19 protein-coding genes are annotated in these 19309 nt (G+C 59.5%); 15 read left to right on the top strand and 4 right to left on the bottom strand.

Annotated features, from left to right (window positions below):
- Positions 1 to 186: 186 nt before the first annotated feature.
- Positions 187 to 681 (bottom strand): GspH/FimT family pseudopilin, encoded by a 495-nt coding sequence (locus IT585_04485; protein MCC6962491.1) that lies wholly within the window; start codon positions 679 to 681, stop codon positions 187 to 189.
- Positions 682 to 1075: 394 nt separating this feature from the next.
- Between IT585_04485 and IT585_04480 the strand changes: the two genes are divergently transcribed.
- On the top strand, positions 1076 to 2779 hold the full coding sequence (locus IT585_04480; GenBank protein MCC6962490.1) for a S8 family serine peptidase: 1704 nt from the start codon (positions 1076 to 1078) through the stop codon (positions 2777 to 2779).
- A 74-nt stretch (positions 2780 to 2853) separates the two neighbouring features.
- Here IT585_04480 and IT585_04475 read toward each other — a convergent pair whose 3' ends face one another.
- From IT585_04475 to IT585_04465, 3 genes are all read right to left on the bottom strand, one after another.
- A complete protein-coding gene (locus IT585_04475) occupies positions 2854 to 4158 on the bottom strand; it encodes a hypothetical protein (GenBank protein ID MCC6962489.1) in 1305 nt (434 codons plus the stop codon).
- 85 nt (positions 4159 to 4243) lie between these two features.
- A complete protein-coding gene (locus IT585_04470; protein ID MCC6962488.1) occupies positions 4244 to 5038 on the bottom strand; it encodes a GNAT family N-acetyltransferase in 795 nt (264 codons plus the stop codon).
- Positions 5039 to 5040: 2 nt separating this feature from the next.
- Positions 5041 to 5580 carry a hydrolase gene (locus IT585_04465; protein MCC6962487.1) on the bottom strand — a complete coding sequence of 180 codons (540 nt, stop codon included), beginning with the start codon at positions 5578 to 5580 and terminating at the stop codon, positions 5041 to 5043.
- A 243-nt stretch (positions 5581 to 5823) separates the two neighbouring features.
- Here IT585_04465 and IT585_04460 point away from each other — a divergent pair, with 243 nt between their 5' ends.
- The 14 genes from IT585_04460 to IT585_04395 all read left to right on the top strand — a co-directional run bounded on the left by IT585_04460 (position 5824) and on the right by IT585_04395 (position 19279).
- Entirely contained in the window at positions 5824 to 7209 is a 1386-nt protein-coding gene (locus IT585_04460) for a hypothetical protein (protein MCC6962486.1), read from the top strand.
- 102 nt (positions 7210 to 7311) lie between these two features.
- Positions 7312 to 9090, top strand: a complete 1779-nt coding sequence (locus IT585_04455) for a hypothetical protein (GenBank protein ID MCC6962485.1) — start codon at positions 7312 to 7314, stop codon at positions 9088 to 9090.
- 96 nt (positions 9091 to 9186) lie between these two features.
- The gene (locus IT585_04450) at positions 9187 to 11019 is read left to right on the top strand and encodes a hypothetical protein (GenBank protein ID MCC6962484.1); all 1833 of its coding nucleotides are present in this window, start codon (positions 9187 to 9189) and stop codon (positions 11017 to 11019) included.
- A gap of 97 nt (positions 11020 to 11116) precedes the next feature.
- Positions 11117 to 11269, top strand: coding sequence for a hypothetical protein (locus tag IT585_04445; protein ID MCC6962483.1), 153 nt, complete (start codon positions 11117 to 11119; stop codon positions 11267 to 11269).
- A gap of 10 nt (positions 11270 to 11279) precedes the next feature.
- The gene (locus IT585_04440; protein ID MCC6962482.1) at positions 11280 to 13160 is read left to right on the top strand and encodes a hypothetical protein; all 1881 of its coding nucleotides are present in this window, start codon (positions 11280 to 11282) and stop codon (positions 13158 to 13160) included.
- 83 nt (positions 13161 to 13243) lie between these two features.
- Positions 13244 to 13870 carry a hypothetical protein gene (locus IT585_04435; protein MCC6962481.1) on the top strand — a complete coding sequence of 209 codons (627 nt, stop codon included), beginning with the start codon at positions 13244 to 13246 and terminating at the stop codon, positions 13868 to 13870.
- 184 nt (positions 13871 to 14054) lie between these two features.
- Positions 14055 to 14489: a 50S ribosomal protein L13 gene (rplM, locus tag IT585_04430; protein MCC6962480.1), complete on the top strand. Its 435-nt coding sequence runs from the start codon at positions 14055 to 14057 to the stop codon at positions 14487 to 14489.
- A 24-nt stretch (positions 14490 to 14513) separates the two neighbouring features.
- Complete coding sequence (gene rpsI / locus IT585_04425; protein MCC6962479.1) at positions 14514 to 14906, top strand: 30S ribosomal protein S9; 393 nt, start codon at positions 14514 to 14516, stop codon at positions 14904 to 14906.
- A 141-nt stretch (positions 14907 to 15047) separates the two neighbouring features.
- On the top strand, positions 15048 to 15818 hold the full coding sequence (gene rpsB, locus IT585_04420) for a 30S ribosomal protein S2 (protein ID MCC6962478.1): 771 nt from the start codon (positions 15048 to 15050) through the stop codon (positions 15816 to 15818).
- Between the two features lie 6 nt (positions 15819 to 15824).
- Positions 15825 to 16418, top strand: coding sequence for a translation elongation factor Ts (gene tsf, locus IT585_04415; GenBank protein MCC6962477.1), 594 nt, complete (start codon positions 15825 to 15827; stop codon positions 16416 to 16418).
- Positions 16418 to 17155 carry a UMP kinase gene (locus IT585_04410; GenBank protein MCC6962476.1) on the top strand — a complete coding sequence of 246 codons (738 nt, stop codon included), beginning with the start codon at positions 16418 to 16420 and terminating at the stop codon, positions 17153 to 17155. The genes tsf and IT585_04410 overlap by 1 nt, the downstream gene beginning before the upstream one ends.
- Complete coding sequence (gene frr, locus IT585_04405; GenBank protein MCC6962475.1) at positions 17152 to 17715, top strand: ribosome recycling factor; 564 nt, start codon at positions 17152 to 17154, stop codon at positions 17713 to 17715. Before IT585_04410 ends, frr begins: the two co-directional genes overlap by 4 nt.
- On the top strand, positions 17712 to 18464 hold the full coding sequence (locus IT585_04400; GenBank protein MCC6962474.1) for an isoprenyl transferase: 753 nt from the start codon (positions 17712 to 17714) through the stop codon (positions 18462 to 18464). Before frr ends, IT585_04400 begins: the two co-directional genes overlap by 4 nt.
- Positions 18461 to 19279, top strand: a complete 819-nt coding sequence (locus tag IT585_04395) for a phosphatidate cytidylyltransferase (GenBank protein ID MCC6962473.1) — start codon at positions 18461 to 18463, stop codon at positions 19277 to 19279. Before IT585_04400 ends, IT585_04395 begins: the two co-directional genes overlap by 4 nt.
- Positions 19280 to 19309: the final 30 nt, after the last annotated feature.

The following is a 19309-nucleotide window of genomic DNA, read 5'->3' as shown; positions in this document are numbered from 1 at the left end:
CTAATTTCTTCATCGCAAAGGGAGACCGTGGCGTCCCCGCAATACCGGATCCTGTTAAGTCCTTTAACTCTGTTTTATTATCGTCGAGCGCTTCGGAAAAAATTAGCGAGGGTGCTAAATTTCTTTACAGCGGGATGGGGCCGCGCCGAGGTGTTGACGCGGCCCTGTACTAAAGTGAAGCAAAGGCTAATCGTAGCGTTCGAGACGGGCGCGCCCGGATCCCGCCACCAAAGAGACTGAGAATGAAGAGCTTGAGTAACCGGAGGCGCCGTAACAGAGGATATCGCCGCTCTGCGAGGCCGTGCCGTCGGGATTGAAGATCACTGTTGAATTTGCGAACGTGCTGTTCATCGAGCTCAGGGGCACCTGGATCGTGTCCGTCTTGACGACTGAATCGCCCATTTCATAGGTACCGAGTTCCGGACTGACCAGGTCGACGAACACCAAGACCTTGCGGCTATCGGCGTCGAAGAACACACCGTGCGGGCGCTGCGTGCCGATCGCGGCCGCGCGGGCATAGCGCAACGAGCTCAACATTTCCCGACCAACATTGTCGAATTTCATCTTCTTGATGGCGCCGCCGAAATTCGGTACGGCGATCGCCGCCAGCAGCCCGATGATGACGACGACAATCATCATCTCCATCATTGACATGCCGCTATGAGACTTGATTCTGGTCATCGTTTCTCTACTCCGTTCGTATAGTAACCGGCAAATGTCTCTGCAATTGCGTTGCCAAACCGTTGGGCGGGCGAAAGCTGAAGGCCGATGGCGGGTTAGGCGCCTCGGTCGCGATCACGCTGATGCCGGCCGTGCGCAAAACTATGAAGCTGAGTCTCCAGAGTATGGGATGGCGGCAATACTGGACAGCGTTGTGCGCGCGAAACAACACTACGATCGACTGTGTTTAACTCGATGACGAGTCACTCCCGGTTGCCATGCCGAGCTTGCGCCGGAGTGAAATGTGCCGATACATTGAGCAAATGGGCGAGTTCAACGTTGACATAACGAGGCTTCGTTAATATCTTGACGTAGCGTTAGTTACTTCGATTCACTACCACGCACGAGGTGCAGCATGCTCAATTTCCGCCTTTGGATCGCCGCGTTATCGCTGCTGGCAATATCCATGGCCGTTGCTAAAGTTCGACCCGAAGCCGAGGATCCGACGCTGGTGCGCGCCAAGCGCGCCGCCGTGATCACCGACCGGGCAGTTCAATACCTGGCGAACCACCAAACTGACGGTCTGGTCAAGGTCTGGGTCTACTTCACAGACAAGGGGATATTCAACAAGGCACAACTTCAGCAAGCCGCGCAGCTTGTTGATGCCGGCATGACCGAGCGAGCCAAGGCGCGCCGCCTTAAGCATGGCGTCTCCGACGTGAAGTTCACCGATTTGCCGGTTTACGCGCGCTATGTTGACCAACTGACCCAGCAGGGAGCGCGTGTCTTGCGCACTTCCAAGTGGTTGAACGCTGCGGCGATCGAGATCCAACCATATCGCCTGGGCAGCCTCGCCACCGCCGAATTCGTCGCATCGATCGAGCCGGCCGTGGCGATGAAACGTTCGTTGCCGGCGGAAGAACCGCTCAAAGGCGATGCCCCGGTGGAGAAACAGGCGTTGGGCACACACGCGCTGTCGTACGGAAATTCTCTGACCCAGTTGGCGCAGATCAATGTTCCGGTGTGCCACGATTCCGGCTATGCCGGCCAGGGCATGATTATTTCGATGTTTGATACCGGCTTCCGCAAGACGCACAATTCCTTCGCGAATGCCTATCTCGACGGGCGCGTCCTCGCGGAATGGGACTTTGTTTACAACGACGGCAACGTCGCCAACGAGGCCGCCGACTGGTCCTCCGCCTGGAGCCACGGAACCTCAACCTGGTCGACCTCCGGCGGCGAGAACCCGGGCGTCCACTACGGCCCGGCGTACGAAGCTTCGTTCATTTTGTGCAAGACTGAAGACGTGCGCGATGAGACGATTCAGGAGGAGTACAACTGGGTCGCAGCGATCGAGTGGGTTGATTCCATCGGCACCGACATCGTGTCCTCTTCCCTCGGCTACACCGACTGGTACACTGCTCCCGATTATGACGGCAACACCTGCGTGACAACGGTCGCGGCGGATATTGCCGCTGCCAACGGCATATTAGTTGTGAACTCGGCCGGCAATTCCGGGCCAAGCGCCTCAACCCTCGGGGCACCGGCGGATGCCGATAGTATTGTGACCGTGGGCGCAGTTAGTTCTTCGGGTGCGATTGTCTCGTTTTCCTCGCGCGGTCCGACCGCCGACGGCCGGATCAAGCCGGAAGTCTGCGCTCAGGGATCGTCAGTGTCGGTGGCTTCGTCGGGCGGCGATGCGTCCTACACGTTCTCGAGCGGCACGTCGTTCTCCTGTCCGCTGACGGCCGGAGTAGCGGCGATCGTCTGGGGCGGTCATCCGACCTGGACGAACATGCAGGTGCGGGAAGCCTTGATGATGACGGCCTCGCAGTCGGCCACACCAGACAACAACTATGGCTGGGGAATTGTCAATGCCTGGGCAGCGCTGCACTACTCCTATGCCCCCGCGTTCATGCCTGGCGACGCTGACGGCAACGGCAAGATCACCGTGTCGGACCCGGTCTACATGATCAATTACATTTTCTCGGGCGGGACTCCGCCGGCTCCGACTTCATCGGGCGATGCGGATTGCAGCGGCTCGCTGTCGATTTCGGATGCGGTATACCTGATCAATTTCATTTTCGCGGGCGGTCCAGCACCGGCGCTTTGTCTCTAATCCGCGATTTGATCCTGGGATTTCAGCGGCAGGCTGTCACGCCTGCCGCTTTCTTTTTGCTGATTACTCGTGCTTTAGAAGGCCCGTTGTTGGCGCAGTTCCTGTAGCGCCAATTCTGAGATCACCATCCGATTCTTGCAATAATCGCTGGGAGGAATTGTGTCGACGATGGCGACTTCGACCGTGAACCAGCGGCCGAGATACTTGCGGTAGGCATTCTCAATAATCTCGAGATCGCGGGGAAACTCAAAGTCCGCCGTTGGTTCGACGCGGACCAGGACCCGGTCAGCGGCGGTCTGCTCCAATTGGACCCGCTTGAATCGAGAGAATCCGACGTCGCGCAGCTGCGACGCCATGTAGGGGCAGAACAGGCCCTCGGGCGTCAGCAGCAGATCCTTGTTGCGCCCACCGACGATCTCGAGGGTCGGGAAGCCGACGAGGGCTTGCGCCGGATGGTCGCGGTCGATACCGACATCTTCAGTGTGATAGCGGATCAGGGGAAACGCGTAGTTCTCGAAACCGGTCGAAACGATGTTCGCCGGTGCGCCGACAACCGGCTGTCCGGCAACATCGAGGAACTCGAGGTGGACGAAATCCGCGTGGACGTAGAGCCGGCCGTCGGCAAGTTCGCCGGCGGAGGCCGTGTTCTCGCGATTGCCGTAGTATTCCCGAATCGGCCCGCCGAAGAAGTCGGCGATGATGTCGCGATATTCCGGGTAGATCTTTTCGCCGACGAGATAGACGATCGGGACTCGAAACGGCGCGAGTTGGCGCTGGCGCCAGGACAACACCAGCGCCGCCAGATTGGACGGCTGCGCGTAGATCAGACGCGGGCGGAATTCGCGGATACTGCTGTACAGCCGCGGCGCCAGCTCGAAGGTGATGGCGCGGGGATCGATTTGGCGGCAATTCTCGCTTAAGTCATCATGAATGGCGGATTTGTCCGCTGACGCCAGTGCGGTCGTCAATTGCACCCGCGGCTCGCGGTAGCGGTAACCGAGGTTGAACCAATGCCGCCACACGATCGCGCACCGGATGGTCTCGGCGCGCGCACTGCGATACATCACCATGCCGTCGCGTGTCGTTGCGCTCGTGACCGTCTTGATCGGTCGCAGGCGCTCGAACTCGTCGGACTTGAACTCCTCCCCAAATTGAAAAACATCGGCCTTGTGGATGCATGGTAATTGCAGAAAATCGGCGGGTGTGTTCAGATCGCCCGGGCGAAATCCCAGCGCGCCGTAAACGCGGCGATAGAACGGCACGTGGATAACCGCATAGTCAACGATTGCCTGCAGTCGCCGGAACTGATACCGAGCAATTTCGTCACGGCTCCATTGCTGCAGATTCCGATGGCGCTTGTAGCAGCGTCGATATTCCACGCCATACTTCAAAGGGAGGGGAATCGCCGAATGGAAGGCTTGGCGCAGTGGATCGAGAAGACGGCTCATGAGTTGTGCCCCGATATCAGGTGTCCCGTTTTATCGCGCTCAATTCACGGTAGGGCGCGACTTCCACGAACCCCAGCCTGCGGTAACAGGCAATAGCGGCAGCATTGTCGGCTTTCACATTGAGGCCGACCGAAGTTATCGTGGGAGCCAGCGCGTGCATGATCGCCTGCATCACCGCTGTCGCCAACCCGCGGCCGCGGTACTGCGGCAGCGTCGCGACATTGCCGATCGCCGCCACCTGGTACTGCGGTGAATAGACATGAACGCCGCCGGCGGCAATCAATCGTCCATTGTCACGCGCGCCAAAGTACATTCCTGTCGCCAGCATGCGCGGATCAAACCAGTTGCCCGGATACGCCGCGCGGTAGAATTCTTCAATATCCCGTGTTTGCTCTATCGTCAGCGGCTCAATACCGCTTGACTCTCCGCTCGATCTGGCCGGACTCAGCGCCGCATGCATCTTGAGGTGAAGGCCGTGGTCGTCCAACTCGCAGAATTCTGCCAAGGCGACTTCCATCCCCGGTGACAAATGTGCATAGAACCGTGACGGCAACTTCGGCCGCAGCGCACGCACGAGCGCCAAATTCGACGAGTGATTATCGCTGTCAAGGACGATCAGCGTCGCGCCGGACTGCGCATGATAGATGAGGGCGAGCGCCTCAGTCGTGCCTTCCCCCGGCCAACTCCACCATTCGGTGTGAGGCCAGAAGAAGTCATCGAGATCACCGATCTGGTAGATATGCAGCGGGACGTTGCGCCGCAGATAGGCGCAGATCGTGGCCCGATCAGTCAGTCTTGTTGGTTCCGACACATCTATTTCACTGACTTGAGAATCGCCTTGAATTTGTCGCCTTCGGCTACGCGCAGAAGCTCGAACAGCGCCATCTCAGTGCTGGTGATGCCGGCGCCGAGAGCTTTCATGCGTTCGAGGCCGAGCCGGCGGTTGGCCTCCGTGCGCGACGACACCGCATCGGCGACGACCTCGACCTGAAAGCCCTGTCCGAGCAAATCCTGCGCGGTTTGGTACACGCAGACGTGGGTCTCAATGCCGACCAGCAGCACCTGGCGACGACCGCTCGCTTTGATCTTCTCGGCAAACGCCGGATTGCCGCAGCAACTGAACGTGTTCTTCACCAGCGGCTGCTGCCCGGTCAAGATTTCGGCCAGCTCGGGTATCGTCGCGCCCAGGCCGAGCGGATTCTGTTCGTTCCAAAGGATTGGAATCCCCAGGGTCTTGGCCCCGCTCGCCATCCGCTGCAGGTTGGCAAAGAGGGATTCGCGATCGTGCATCAGTTGCGCCAGTTTGCCCTGGACGTCAACGATCACCAAGATCGCCTTCGCGGCATCAAGCATCACTATCTCCTTTCTCAGGATGAGATTTCCTGAGAGAACATAAGCGGTGCGCCGTCGCTTGCCAAGCAGGATTGGACGGCAGTCGAGGCTTGACTTTGTCACAAGATTGGATATATTTCTCGACGTTAAGTCCTGATTCGGGAAAGCCCAAAAAACGGCGTCGCTTTGCCCCGCCCGCGCGGAGCTGCTTTTCGACGTGGTCGGCGCCGGTTGAGGACGCAACTCACAAAAGAGGAAGAGCCAATGAATCGCATCCCGTTAACCGTCGTGCTGGCGATGGCGTTTGTCGCGCTGGCAACCGTCCGGCCGCTCAATGCCGGCGTGCCGTTGCTCATTTCCAATCAAGGCCGATTGACCGACGACAGCGGTGTCGCGTTGAACGGCAGTTTTCAACTCACCTTCCGCATCTACGAAAATCCTGTCGGCGGGATTGCGCTCTGGACAGAGGTACACGATGATGTGTCCGTCGTCGGCGGTCTTTATGGAGTCCTGCTGGGAGCCGTCACGCCGCTGGCACCGGAAATTTTTGATTCTCCTAACACGTTTCTTGGTGTCACCATCAACGGCGGTGCTGAATTGTTGCCGCGCCGCCAGATCGTGGCAACCGCTTACGCCCTGCGCGCCGGCAGTGTCGACGGCGCCGGCGGCGGCGAAATTCTCGGTGATTTGTCGGTTCAGGGCGAACTGGCGGCCGGCGATTCGCTATACGCAGTATCAGTTCGCATCGGCAGCAGTGCGCGCGACGGCGGCCTGTCGCTCTCCCGTGGCGGATCATCGCAGCCGGTGGCGCTTTTGGAGGCCACGGCCTCCGGCTCGCGGCTGGTTCTGCGCGATCTTTCCGCGGCGCCGGCGGCGCAACTGGCGGCAGATTTGTCAAGCGGCGGCGGCGGTATGCTGGTGATCAACCGCGATAATCAGGGCCACAGCGGCGTGGTTATCGACGGCAACTACGCGGGCACGGCCAGCCCGACTGTCGCCATTACCGGCGCCGAGCGGTCAGCGCTGTTTGACATGACTATCGGCGGCGACAATTCCGTGATGCTGCCCGTCGGATCGATCAGCGCTCTCGAAATCGCCAACGAGCCGGGAGTGGCCTCAAACGTTGTCACTGCCGCCGCGCTCAGCAACTCGCTCGGCGTCCTGACCGATCGCAGCCTGAACTGCCCCGGCAACGGCTATGTAATTGTGATCGCCACCGCGCAGCTCGAGGTCAATCACTTGCAGGGTGCAGCGGACGAAATTCACTTTGCGGTTTCCGACCAAGCCGTAACGATTCCGGCTTCGCAGGACTACCGCTGGCTGGTCCCGTCGGCGCAGCCGAGCGCGACGATTGCCCAGCCTGTCACCGTGCAGGCAGTCTTTGTCGTCAACGCCGGCGCAAGGCACTTCTACCTCTTGGGGCGGCAGGACTCCGGAGCCGGCGCCACCGCTGCCAACATCAACCTTACCGCGCTATTTGTCCCGACCTGGTACGGGATCGCGCCGGCTGCAAGCAACTCGGCTGCAGGCGAATTAGACGCACAGATTGCGGCTCGCGCGGCCGCCGAACAGGCTGCCGCGCTGGAGAGCCTCGAGGTGCGCTTGCGGCGGCTCGAAGCGGAACTCTTGCCGCAGGCCGGCGCCCGCTGAACGCCGATTGCCATTGGCTCAACTTTCGCTTTACAATTCCTCAAAAATGGATAATATGGGGCTATACTTGCGATTATCGACATCCGACTCAAGGAGATTCCCATGCCCCGTGCAATTGCGCGTTCGATTCTTGCCCGCTTGGCCCTGCTCTTGCCCTTGGTCGCGGCGCTGTCGCTGCAGGCAGCGGTTCCCGGTCTCGTCAGCTACCAAGGACGATTGACCACTGCCGCTGGCGACCCGGTTCCCGACGCCACTTACTTCCTGCGCTTCCAGATCTACGACGCTCCCACCGGCGGGACCTCGCTTTGGAATTCCAACATCCAGCCCGTAGTTGTGACCGGCGGGGTTTACACCTATCTGCTGGGCCAAGATGTTTCCCTTCCCGACGGCATTTTCAACAACGGCAACCGCTGGCTGGGAATTACGGTCGGCGCCGATCCGGAGTCCACGCCGCGCAAGCAGTTCCTGACCAGCGGCTTTGCGTTCGTCAGTCAAAATGCCGATTCGGTCAACTGGGGCGGCATCAGAAACATGCCGGCCGGGTTTGCCGACGGTATTGACAACATTGGAACCGGCGATATCACCGCGGTGAACACAACCGGCGGCTTGACGGGTGGAGTGACGTCGGGTGACGCGAATATTGCGATAGCGTCCGGCGGCATAACTTCAAGTCACATCCAGAACGGAACCATCGTCGATGCCGACATTGCGAATTCCGCCAACATCGCTCCGGGCAAAATCGCCGGCGGCATTCCAACACTCACCGGTACGCAGACATTCTCCGGCGCAAATACGTTCAATAGCACCGTCATTTTCGGTGACAGTACGGCGCGGATTGACAATACGACAATTGCGCTCGGGCGAATTACCGCCGCACCGACGGCGCTGCTGTCCGCGCGCCGCAAGTACAACGACACGTTTTTCAACTACGGCCTTTATTCCTGGCTTGAAAACGCTTCCACCGGCCAGACCACGGCATTGTACGGGCTGAGCCGCGCCTCGACTCCCGGTGCCGGCAACGGCGGCCTGGCGCAAGGCGTTTATGCGCGCGGTGAATCCGACGGCACCCCTCGCTACGGCGTCCAGGCGATTTCCCGCTCCCTGACTCCCGGCCTGACGACCGGAGGTTCCTGGGGAGTTGTTTCCAACGCCAAGTGGGGATCGGATGTCTTCGGCATGTACGCTTCCGGCGACTCTGCCTCGTTCGCTGCCTACGGTGTCATGGCCAAGGCCCTGAATAGCGGCTCTGGTTACGGCGTACACGGGGCCGCGAACAATAACGCAACTTACGGCTACGGCGTCTGGGGCGAAGCATACAACAACGGCTGGGCGAACTATGCCGGCTACTTCGCCGGAGACGTGAACGTGAGCGGCACGATTTTCACGCCGGCCAAGGTCACCCAAATCGATCATCCGCTCGACCCGGAGAACCAGACGCTCCGCCTCGCCGGTATTGATGCGCCCGATCAGAAAGTGATCTATGACGGAATTGTGACCACGGACAACAACGGTGAGGCCGTTGTCGTTCTGCCCGCGTACGCGGATGCACTCACTACTGATTTCCGATATCAACTGACGGTAATCGGCGATTTCGCGCAGGCAATCGTTATCAGAAAGGTCGAACACGGCCAATTTACGATCAAGACGGAGAAGCCGAATCTCGAGGTTTCCTGGCAAGTGGCCGGCTTGCGCAAAGACGCCTTTGCCCGGGCCAACCCGCTGGTGGTTGAGTCCCGGAAACGCCCGCAAGAACGCGGTGCCTATTTGCAGCCGGAGGCCTTCGGTCGGGCGCGGGATCAGGGCATCGATGCGGTGCGCTCGCACGCGCCGATCACGCCGACGACCAATGATGACTTGCTTCCGGCTGAACTGAAACCATGATCAGCCGCGGCGGACCGACGATCCCGAACGGCGCTTGTGCGGACAATCTTCGAGCGCCTGCTTGCACTCTGAGAACTACACTAAAGGAGACCTGAGATGATGAAGCCCGATTTCCTCCGAACCACTCTTGCGGCCCTGATTCTACTCTCGTTCCTGGGAATGGTCGCACGTCGCGCCGAAGCCGCGACTCCCGGCCTGGTGAATTTTCAAGGACGCTTGACCACCGCCGCCGGCGATCCGGTGGCCGATGGGCTCTACTTGATCAAATTCCAAATATATGATGCCCCCGCAGGCGGCCTGGTGCTCTGGAACTCGGGTTACCAGAGTGTGCAGGTCTCTGGTGGCATTTACACTTACTTGCTCGGTCAGGATGTCCCCTTTCCCAACGGACTCTTCGTCGGCGGCAGCCGATGGCTCGGAATCACCGTCGGTGTGGATCCGGAGCTGTCGCCACGCCGGCAATTGGTCGCAACCGCATACGCGATTGTCAGCCAGACTGCCGATTCGGTAAACTGGAGTGGGATTAGAGGCGTTCCGGCCGGATTTGCTGATGGCATCGACGATGCCGGTAGCGGCGACATCACGGCAGTCAACACGTCAGGCGGTCTCACCGGCGGAACTGCTTCGGGCGACGCCAATATTTCCATTGCCAACGGCGGTGTGACCTCCGGTCACATCGGCGACGGTCAGATTGTTGATGCCGACATCTCCGCCGCCGCGAATATTTCGCCCGGCAAGATCGCCGGTGGGATGGCGACGTTGACCGGTTCGCAGACCTTCTCCGGCACCAACACGTTCAACAATGCCCTCATTGTCGGCGACAGCACGGCGCGGCTCGACAACACGAGCATTGCCATCGGGCGGATCACGGCCGGGCCGAACGCGCTCTTGTCGGCTCGGCGCAAGTACGACGATACGTTCTTCAATTACGGCCTCTATTCCTGGCTCGAAAACGCTTCGTCCGGCACGACTACCGCGCTTTATGGATTCAGTAAGGCGTCAACGCCCGGCTTCTCCTACAGCGGCGTAGTACAAGGCGTGTACGCGCGCGGCGAGTCGGACGGAAGCGAGCGCTACGGCGTCCGCGCGCTCGCGCGCACCCTGAGCGGCTCCGGGGCGGTAAACGGGAATACCTACGGCGTCTACTCGCAGGCCTACAATGGCGCAACCACTTATGGCGTGTACGCCGAGGCCGATTCTTCGGGGAGCCTGAGCTACGGAGTCTACGGATTAACTAAGCACAACTACAAGGGCTATGGTACAGTCGGGACTTCTTATGCCAACTCCAATGACGGCTACGGCGCCGTCGGCAGTGCCACCGGCAACCTCGGAAGCGGCTACGGTGTGTACGGTAACGCTTCTACCAACAGTGTGCAGAACTGGGCCGGCTACTTCACCGGCGATGTCAACGTCACCGGCAATGTCTTCACGCCGGCCAAGTTCACCGAGATCGACCATCCGCTCGATCCGGAGAATCAAACACTCCGATTGGCCGGAGTAGACTCACCGGAGCAGAAGGTCATCTACGACGGCGTGGTGACGACAGATGCCAATGGCGAGGCTGTAGTTGCAATGCCACCCTATTTCGATGCTCTCAATGCCGAGTTCCGCTACCAACTAACGGTCATCGGGGAATTTGCTCAAGCGATTGTTCTCCGGAAGCTGGATCACGGCCGATTCACGATCAAGACCGACAAACCGAATCTGGAAGTTTCCTGGCAGGTAACCGGAGTCAGAAAGGATGCTTTTGCAATCGCGCATCCGACTCAGGTCGAGATGCCGAAGCGGCTAGAGGAGCGCGGCACGTACCTGCAGCCAGATGCTTTCGGCCAGCCGCGTGAGCGCGGTGTCGATCAACTTCGCCACGGCCAATTGCGACAGCCCCAGCCGGAGCCGACGGCCATGCCGGAACCGACCGACAATCGATAGCTCTCCCATAACTCGCGTTCGCTGAGTAGGGGCCAGTCCGCCCATATCAAATTCCTTGACAATTTTGTCCGGTTTACTATGTTTTGGGAGCGCCGGTATGGCCGCAGCCACAATCTACCACATCGACTTGATCTTTCCGTGGGAGGGCACCGTGCCGTCCGATATCACCGCGCAGGACTGCTGTTCCCAGTTCTGCCAGCAACTGCGACCCGACACCGGTGCGCAGGTAATCAGATCGCTTCAACCATAGGAGTCTCGCTGTGCGTCCTCATGTACTAACAACACTCGTTTGCTTGCTCGTCTTCTCGACTGGTCTCTTCGCGGCAACACCGCTCCTGCTGAGCTATCAAGGTCGACTTACCGACGATGCCGGCCTTGCGCTGAACGGATCCCATCAAATCGCGTTTGCGCTCTTCGACAGCGACAGTGGCGGTATTCAGCTTTGGTCGGAGTTACACCCGGCGGTGACGGTCACCGATGGTCTGTTTTCGGTCGTTCTTGGCTCGATCAATCCCCTCGCTCCCGGCTATTTTGTCGAACCGAACCGCTATCTGGCGATCAGAGTAGACGGCGGCCCCGAACTCGCGCCGCGGCGCCAGATGATTTCTTCGGCATATGCTTTCCACAGCTATGACAGCGACCTGCTTGAGGGAGAGCCGGCATCGCACTATCATAGTTGGACGAACCTGACCAACGTCCCCGCTGGGTTTGCCGACGGGACCGACAACGTCGGCACCGGCGATATTACCGAGGTCGTGGCCGGCGAGGGGCTGGAGGGCGGCGCGACGACCGGCAGTGCATCGCTTGGCATCGCCGACGCCGGGGTGACCTCGACGCACCTGCTCGACGGCACGATCGTGAACGCCGACATCAACAACTCCGCCGCCATTGCCACCGGCAAGATTTCAGGCACCGCGATGAATCTGACTTCATCGCAGACCGTGTCCGCCTCGAAGACCTTTGCCGGCGGCCTGAACATCGGCGATTCGACCTTCTACGGCAACAACAGCGGTGTCGTGATCGGCACCGACGCCTTTAGTCCGTCCTCATCCTATTTGCTCCAGGCCATACGCAACTACAGCACGACGGGATCTCGCTACGGCCTCTACGCCGATCTCGACAATTTCAGCACCGGCACGGTCTACGGAATGCGCAGCCGCGCCTCGGGAGCCACCGCCGGCGCCGCCAACGCCGGCACTGTCTACGGGTATTATGGGGTGGGCATTTCCGACGGCGATTATCGATACGGAGCGTATGTCCATGGGCGAGCCCGCACTGTCGATCTTAAGACGGGTTCAAGTTATGGCCTGTATGCTGAAGCCAGCTACGGCGTTGCCGCCTACGGCGCCGAGCTACACACCTCCAACGCGATTTCGGGATTCGGTGTGTTTGCCGAAGTCACCGGTAATAGCACTGGTACGGGCGTCTACACCAGCGTACACGATAACACCGCAAGTTCTTCATCGATTGGAATTGTCAACTTTGTGCTGGATAATGGGGGCAACGCCTACGGTATCTCCGGCACTACTGGCAGCAACGTTGGTACCGGCTACGCCGTATATGGCCACTCTTACAGCAACGCCACCAACTGGTCCGGCTATTTCACGGGCGATGTCTATGTCGGCGGCAATGTCTATATGCCCGCTAAGATCACGCGAATCGACCACCCGGCCGACCCGGAAAATCAGAATCTGCAACTGGCCGGGGTTGATTCGCCGGAAATGCTGGTGACGGTCTCCGGCAATGTCGAAACGGATGCAGGCGGTCAGGCGGAAGTGGCCGTGCCCGCCTACTTCACGGCGATCACTTCTGATCATCGCTACCAACTGACGGTGCTCGGCCAGTTTGCCCAGGCGATCGTCGCCAAGGAACTCTCGGGCGATCGCTTCCAGATCAGGACGGATCAGCCCAACGTCAAGGTGTCCTGGGCGGTCACCGGCGTGCGGACGGACAAGTTTGCCAAGGCCAATCCGCTGATTTCCGAGATCGCCAAGCCAGCCGAACAGCGCGGCCGCTATCTCCATCCGCAGGCCTACGGCCTGCCATTTGAACGAAGCATCGACTTTCCGGCCGTGCAGGAACTGACCAAGTTGCCGCCGGCTGCGACCAAGCCGCAGGAACCGGATCAACCTGCAGAGTGAGGAGACTCGCAAGGACGGGTTAATAAAGATTTGCGTTCTCGCAAGAAAGTACTATTTTGATCTATATTCGCAGGAGACTTACCATGAAATCACCGATTTCGCGTGTTCTAATCATACTGACTGCGCTGGCCCTTGTCGCTTCTGCTTCCGCCGCTAAGACCGACACCAAGGCCAAAACCGTTAAGTCGGTTCCGACGACAACCGTCAGTTCTCCCGTCACGCAACCGGCGCCGACGGCCGCCACGACGACGAATCAGACCGCCGTGCCGACATCCGGGAGTGAATCTGATAACCCGACTTTGCCGGCGACACAGAAGCCGAATGCACCGCGCGCCGGGGAGCAGATTAATTGGGATGTGATTGCCTCCGGTGGCGGCACCATGTCCTCGGCCAATTTTGTGCTTGATGGCACCATCGGTCAAACCGTGGCCGGTCCATCCAGTTCGGCTTCATTCGTGCTCAATTCCGGATTCTGGCAGAACTTCGCGACCGGAGCCGCCTACCTCTGCGGGGACGTCGACGACAACGGCCGGGTGGACATCACGGACGCCGTGTTCATCGTGAACTACATTTTCGCCGGCGGTGCGGCACCCGATCCGCTTGCGTCAGGCGACGTCGACTGCAACGCCCGCGTCGACATCACCGACGCCGTCTATTTGGTGAACTTCATTTTCGCCGGCGGTTCGGCGCCTTGCGCGGGCTGCCCGTAGACGGGCGATCGGAATAATTGTCGTCAGAAAGGGGGAAAAGGGCAAAAAAAGCCGCTCGAGCGGCCAACCGGCTCTCCCCCAACGGCGTAAAAAAATCGCGTTATTGTGTGCGCACCCTTGACAAACCGATCCGGTTCACTATCTTGCGGGTCTTGTTATTGGTGAGAAGTGTAAGGAGTAGTTAGTGAGAACCGCTTTTCTAAAACCCGAGGCCGTCGAACGCAAATGGTACGTCGTCGACGTCAACGGCAAGATCCTCGGACGCCAGGCGACTAAGATCGCCCGCATCCTGATGGGCAAGACCAAGCCCGAGTATTCGCCGTTTATGGATCTCGGTGACTTTGTCGTCGTCGTCAATGCCGACAAGGTGCGTCTGTCGACCCCGAAGAAGGAATCTGAGAAGACCTGGCATTGGAACACCCTTTATCCGGGCGGCCATCGTCAGATCACCTTTGATAAGGCGATCACCCGTTATCCCGAAACGATCATCCGCGATGCGGTTTGGGGCATGTTGCCCAAAGGCCCACTGGGACGCAAGATGATCCGCAAGCTCAAGGTCTACAAGGGACCGGTGCACCCGCACGCGGCGCAGAACCCGGAACCGCTGGAATTGAAATAGTTGTTGGAGATAGAAAGGTAGTTAATGTCACAAGACAAGATTCACGCTACCGGACGGCGCAAGAACGCCGTGGCCAGTCTCTGGCTGATCCCGGGTCGCGGCAAGTGGAGCGTCAACGGACGCGAGATTCTGCCCTACCTGACCCGCGAATCGCTGGTGACGCACGCGTCCGAGCCGCTCAAGGTTACCAGTCTCGCCGGCCGCTTTGACATCGAAGTCAACGCGACGGGCGGCGGTTTGTCCGGCCAGGCCGGCGCCATCCGCCTCGCCCTGGCGCGGGCGCTGGCGACCTTCAATCCGGAACTGCGCAAGCCGTTGAAAGTGGCCGGCATGCTGACCCGCGATCCGCGCGCGGTCGAGCGCAAGAAGTACGGCCAGGTCAAGGCGCGCAAGCGCTTCCAGTTCTCGAAGCGTTAATTGGAATTCACCGGGCAGCCCGCAAGGTCTGCCCTTCGATATCACACATCCGGGGATTCGGACGGGTGGTCGAGTCGCTGACTCGTCCCGTTGACCGAAGAGGATCCGGGTGGCGGTTTAACCACACATCAGGAGTTCTTAATGCCCGCAGAAGTCACTGTTCGTGACCTCCTCGAAGCCGGCGTGCACTTCGGTCATCAGACCCGCCGCTGGAACCCGAAGATGAAGAAGTTCATCTTCACCGCCAAAAACGGCGTCTACATCATCGATCTCAACAAGACCCTCAGCGCCATCAAGATCGCCAGCCGCAAGGCGCAGGAAGTCGTCGGCAAGAATCAGTACATCTTGTTCGTCGGCACCAAGAAGCAGGCGCAGGATGTCATCAAGGCCGAGGCCCAGCGCTGCGGCCACTTCTTTGTCATCGAACGCTGGCTCGGCGGCATGTTGACCAATTTCCAGACGATCAAAAAGAACATCAAGCGACTGAAAGATATCGAGAAGATGCGCGAAGACGGCACCTTCGAGAAGCTCACCAAGAAGGAAATCGCCGGCCTGACCAAAGAGCACGAGAAGCTCGAGAAGGTGCTGGGCGGTATCCGCGACATGAATCGCCTGCCGGGTCTGATGTTTGTCGTCGACTGCAAGAAGGAGAAGATTGCCGTCGCCGAAGCCAACAAGCTCGGCATCCCGATCATCGGCATCATTGATACCAACTCCGACCCCGACCCGATCGACTTCCCGATTGCCGCCAATGACGACGCCATCAAGTCGATCCGCATCATCACCCGCCAGGTGGTTGATGCCGCCCTCGAGGCGAAAGCGATGATGATCCCGCAGCAAACCGAGGCTCCGGCTGCCGACCACGAAGCTTCCGCCGGCAAGTTCGATGGAGCTGAACACTCAGAGAGGTAAACAACAATGACCATAACAGCTGACATGGTAAAGGTCCTGCGCGAGCGTTCCGGCGCCGGCATGATGGAGTGCAAGAAGGCGCTGACGGAGGCCAACGGCGACATGGACAAAGCCGTGACGATTCTGCGCGAACGCGGCATCGCCAAGGCTGCTTCCAAAGCCGCCCGCGAGACCCGCGAAGGCCTGATCGGCCACTACGTCCACCCCGGCGACAAGCTCGCCGTCCTGGTCGAAGTCCAGTGCGAGACCGACTTCGTCGCCCGCACCGACAACTTCAAAGAGCTGGTCAAGAACATCGCCATGCACATCGCCGCTTCCAATCCGCTGGTGGTGCGCCGCGAGGACATCTCCCAGGATGTCTACGACCGCGAACGCGAAATCTACCGCCACCAGACCCTCAACGAGGGCAAGCCGGAAAAAATCGTCGACAAGATCGTTGACGGTCGCATGGAGAAGTGGTATTCCGAGGTCGCGTTGCTCGAACAGCCGTTCGTCCGCGATCCCGAAATCTCGGTGGGCGATTTGGTCAAGAACGCCATCGCCAAGATCGGCGAGAACATCGTCGTCCGCCGCTTCGTCCGCTACCGGCTCGGTGAATAATGGCGGTCGCACCGGTTTATAAACGGATTCTGCTCAAACTCTCCGGCGAGCAACTCGCCGGAGAGCAGGGCTTCGGCATCGACCTCCGCCGCCTCGAATACATCGCCAACGAAATCAAGTCCGTGAAAGAACTCGGCGTCGAGGTCGGCCTCGTCATCGGCGGCGGCAATTTCCACCGCGGCGCCCAGGGCACTGCGCTCGGCATCGGCCGCGCTACCGGTGATTACATGGGCATGCTCGCCACCGTCATCAATTCGATGGCGCTGCAGTCGACGCTGGAGAATTACGGCATGTATACGCGGGTGCTCTCGGCGATCCGGATCGAGGCTGTGGCCGAACCGTTTATCCGCCGCCGCGCTATCCGCCATATGGAGAAAGGCCGCATCGTCATCATGGCCGCCGGCACGGGCAACCCCTACTTCACGACCGACACCGCGGCCGTGCTGCGCGGGATTGAGACCGAGGTCGACGTGGTGCTCAAGGCGACCAAGGTCGACGGCGTCTACGATGCCGACCCGATGAAGCACCCCGAGGCCAAGCGCTTCGCCGCCATCAGTTACGACGAGGTGCTGCGCCGCGACCTGAAAGTGATGGACGGAACCGCTTTCACGCTTTGCCGCGAGAACAAGCTGCCGCTGGTGGTTTTTAAGTTGACCGATGCCGGGAATCTGTATAAGGTGGTGACGGGCGAGAAAATCGGTACACTGGTAACGTTCCGTTCGGAGGAAGTTGTATGACAATCGTCAAGCAGTTGTTGACTGAAGCTGAAGATAAGATGAAGAAGTCGATCGCTGCCTTGCAACACCATTTCAGCACCGTGCGTTCCGGCAAAGCCAATGTCCATATGCTCGACGAGGTGATGGTCGACTACTACGGCACCCCGACCCCGCTCAAGAACGTCAGTTCGATCAGCACTCCTGAAGCGCAGTTGATCGTCGTGCAGCCGTGGGAAAAGCCGTTGCTCGGCGAGATCATGAAGGCGATTCAGAAGTCGAATCTTGGCTTCAATCCGCAGTCCGACGCGCAGGTGATCCGCATCCCGGTGCCGTCGTTGAGCGAAGAGCGCCGCAAGGAGCTCGTCAAGCTCGTCAAGAAGATGGCCGAGGAGAACAAGGTCGCCGTGCGCAACATCCGCCGCGACTCGCTCGACCACGTCAAGCGCCAGCTCAAGGATCACAAGATTTCCGAGGATGAAATGGAAAACGCGGAGATCGATGCCCAGAAGCTGACGGATAAGTACATCGCGCAAATCGACAAGCTCACCACCGCGAAAGAAGCCGAGGTGATGGCGGTCTGAGCGCGCGCCTGACCTCCGATCTGGCTTCTCTCAAAGAGAAGATCGTCCCTGACAAATTGCCCGCCCACGTTGCCATCATTATGGACGGCAACGGCCGGTGGGCCGCAAAACGCGGCCTCGACCGCTCCGCCGGCCACAAGGCCGGTGTCGGCGCCGTGCGCCACATCGTCGAAATCTGCGGCCAAGTCGGCATCTCCTATCTCACGCTCTATACCTTCAGCCTGGAGAACTGGAAGCGCCCCAAGTCCGAGGTCGGCTTCCTGTTCAAGCTCCTCGACGACACGGCGCGCTCGGAACTGGCGGAACTCAACAAGAACAACGTCCGTCTGATCGCAACCGGTCAGCTCGACCAGATTCCCTTCACGCGCCGCCGCGCGATCCTGCACGCGATTGAAAAAACGTCCAAGAACTCCGGCCTGGTGCTCAATCTCGCCCTCAACTACAGCGGCCGGATGGAGATCGTCGAGGCGACCCGGAAACTAGCGCGCGACGTCAAGGCCAACAAGATCAAGGTCGGCGATATCGACGAGTCCCTGTTCTCGACCTACCTGTTTACGCATCCGCTGCCCGATCCCGATCTGCTGATCCGCACGTCGGGCGAAATGCGGCTGTCGAATTTCCTGCTCTGGCAGACGTCGTACACCGAGCTTTTTATCACGCAAACGCTGTGGCCCGATTTTGCCGAGCGCGAGTTCCTTGAAATCATCCTCGATTACCAGAAACGCGAGCGCCGTTTCGGCAAGCTATGATTTCGCGCAATCTGTTCCAGCGCCTGGCCGTCGCCGCCATCTTTATTCCGCTGCTGCTTTACATCTTTCATCTGGGCGGTGTCGCGTTTCTCGTCTTCGTTGAGCTGCTGATCATCCTCTCGGTTTGGGAGTTATTCAGCCTGACCAAGATCAAGCTCTACCTCTGGCAGAAGCTGATCCTGATTGCGCTGGCGGCGTTTCCACCGATCACCGACGCGTATCTTCATGGCGCCTACTTGCTCGAATTTCTCTTCGGCGCGATCTTCCTCACCACCCTGCCCTACACCTTCACCCGCGGGCTGGGTGAAGTCTCGCGCTCGATCGGCATCGGCTTTTTCGGTGTGCTCTACCTCAGCCTGGGCTTCTCCTGCCTCATCCTGATTCGTTCTGCTGACGTTGTCTTGTCGGAGCAAGCCGCCGGCTGGGTGACGTTCTTGTTCGCCGCGATCTGGATTATCGATTCGGCCGCCTACTATGTCGGCGTGAAATTCGGCCGCACCAAGCTTTCCCCCGCCATCAGCCCGAACAAGACCGTGCAGGGCTTCTTGGGCGGTTTCCTCGGCGCGATCCTGACCGCCGGCATCTTCCATTTCATCTTTCTTGCTGACGTCGGCTTCCCCCGTTTGATCCTGCCGGCGTTGATCATCGCCTTCTTTGGACAGCTCGGCGATCTGGTTGAGTCGATCTTCAAGCGCGAGATGGGCGTCAAAGACTCGTCGAACCTGATTCCCGGCCACGGCGGAATTCTCGACCGTTTCGACTCGCTCGTCTTTGCCGCGCCGGCACTGTATTTGTATCTGCGCTATCTGGTGTAGTCCCGGCCATCTTTTTTATTGAAACCTTCT

It is taken from the genome of Candidatus Zixiibacteriota bacterium, assembly GCA_020853795.1.
In the GTDB taxonomy this organism is placed as follows: Bacteria; Zixibacteria; MSB-5A5; order CAIYYT01; family CAIYYT01; genus JADJGC01.
Note: the sequence above shows the minus strand (reverse complement) of the source record. Positions and strands in the feature narration are given on the sequence as shown.

What these genes read in the sequence shown, in the direction of transcription:
- rpsB (MCC6962478.1), top strand. Translation starts at nt 15,048, where the DNA reads ATGCCCGCAGAAGTCACTGTTCGTGACCTCCTCGAAGCCGGCGTGCAC.
- IT585_04450 (MCC6962484.1), top strand. Translation starts at nt 9,187, where the DNA reads ATGATGAAGCCCGATTTCCTCCGAACCACTCTTGCGGCCCTGATTCTA.
- IT585_04445 (MCC6962483.1), top strand. Translation starts at nt 11,117, where the DNA reads ATGGCCGCAGCCACAATCTACCACATCGACTTGATCTTTCCGTGGGAG.
- IT585_04485 (MCC6962491.1), bottom strand. Translation starts at nt 681, where the DNA reads ATGACCAGAATCAAGTCTCATAGCGGCATGTCAATGATGGAGATGATG.
- frr (MCC6962475.1), top strand. Translation starts at nt 17,152, where the DNA reads ATGACAATCGTCAAGCAGTTGTTGACTGAAGCTGAAGATAAGATGAAG.
- IT585_04455 (MCC6962485.1), top strand. Translation starts at nt 7,312, where the DNA reads ATGCCCCGTGCAATTGCGCGTTCGATTCTTGCCCGCTTGGCCCTGCTC.
- IT585_04435 (MCC6962481.1), top strand. Translation starts at nt 13,244, where the DNA reads ATGAAATCACCGATTTCGCGTGTTCTAATCATACTGACTGCGCTGGCC.
- IT585_04465 (MCC6962487.1), bottom strand. Translation starts at nt 5,580, where the DNA reads ATGCTTGATGCCGCGAAGGCGATCTTGGTGATCGTTGACGTCCAGGGC.
- IT585_04395 (MCC6962473.1), top strand. Translation starts at nt 18,461, where the DNA reads ATGATTTCGCGCAATCTGTTCCAGCGCCTGGCCGTCGCCGCCATCTTT.
- IT585_04460 (MCC6962486.1), top strand. Translation starts at nt 5,824, where the DNA reads ATGAATCGCATCCCGTTAACCGTCGTGCTGGCGATGGCGTTTGTCGCG.
- tsf (MCC6962477.1), top strand. Translation starts at nt 15,825, where the DNA reads ATGACCATAACAGCTGACATGGTAAAGGTCCTGCGCGAGCGTTCCGGC.
- rpsI (MCC6962479.1), top strand. Translation starts at nt 14,514, where the DNA reads ATGTCACAAGACAAGATTCACGCTACCGGACGGCGCAAGAACGCCGTG.
- IT585_04480 (MCC6962490.1), top strand. Translation starts at nt 1,076, where the DNA reads ATGCTCAATTTCCGCCTTTGGATCGCCGCGTTATCGCTGCTGGCAATA.
- IT585_04410 (MCC6962476.1), top strand. Translation starts at nt 16,418, where the DNA reads ATGGCGGTCGCACCGGTTTATAAACGGATTCTGCTCAAACTCTCCGGC.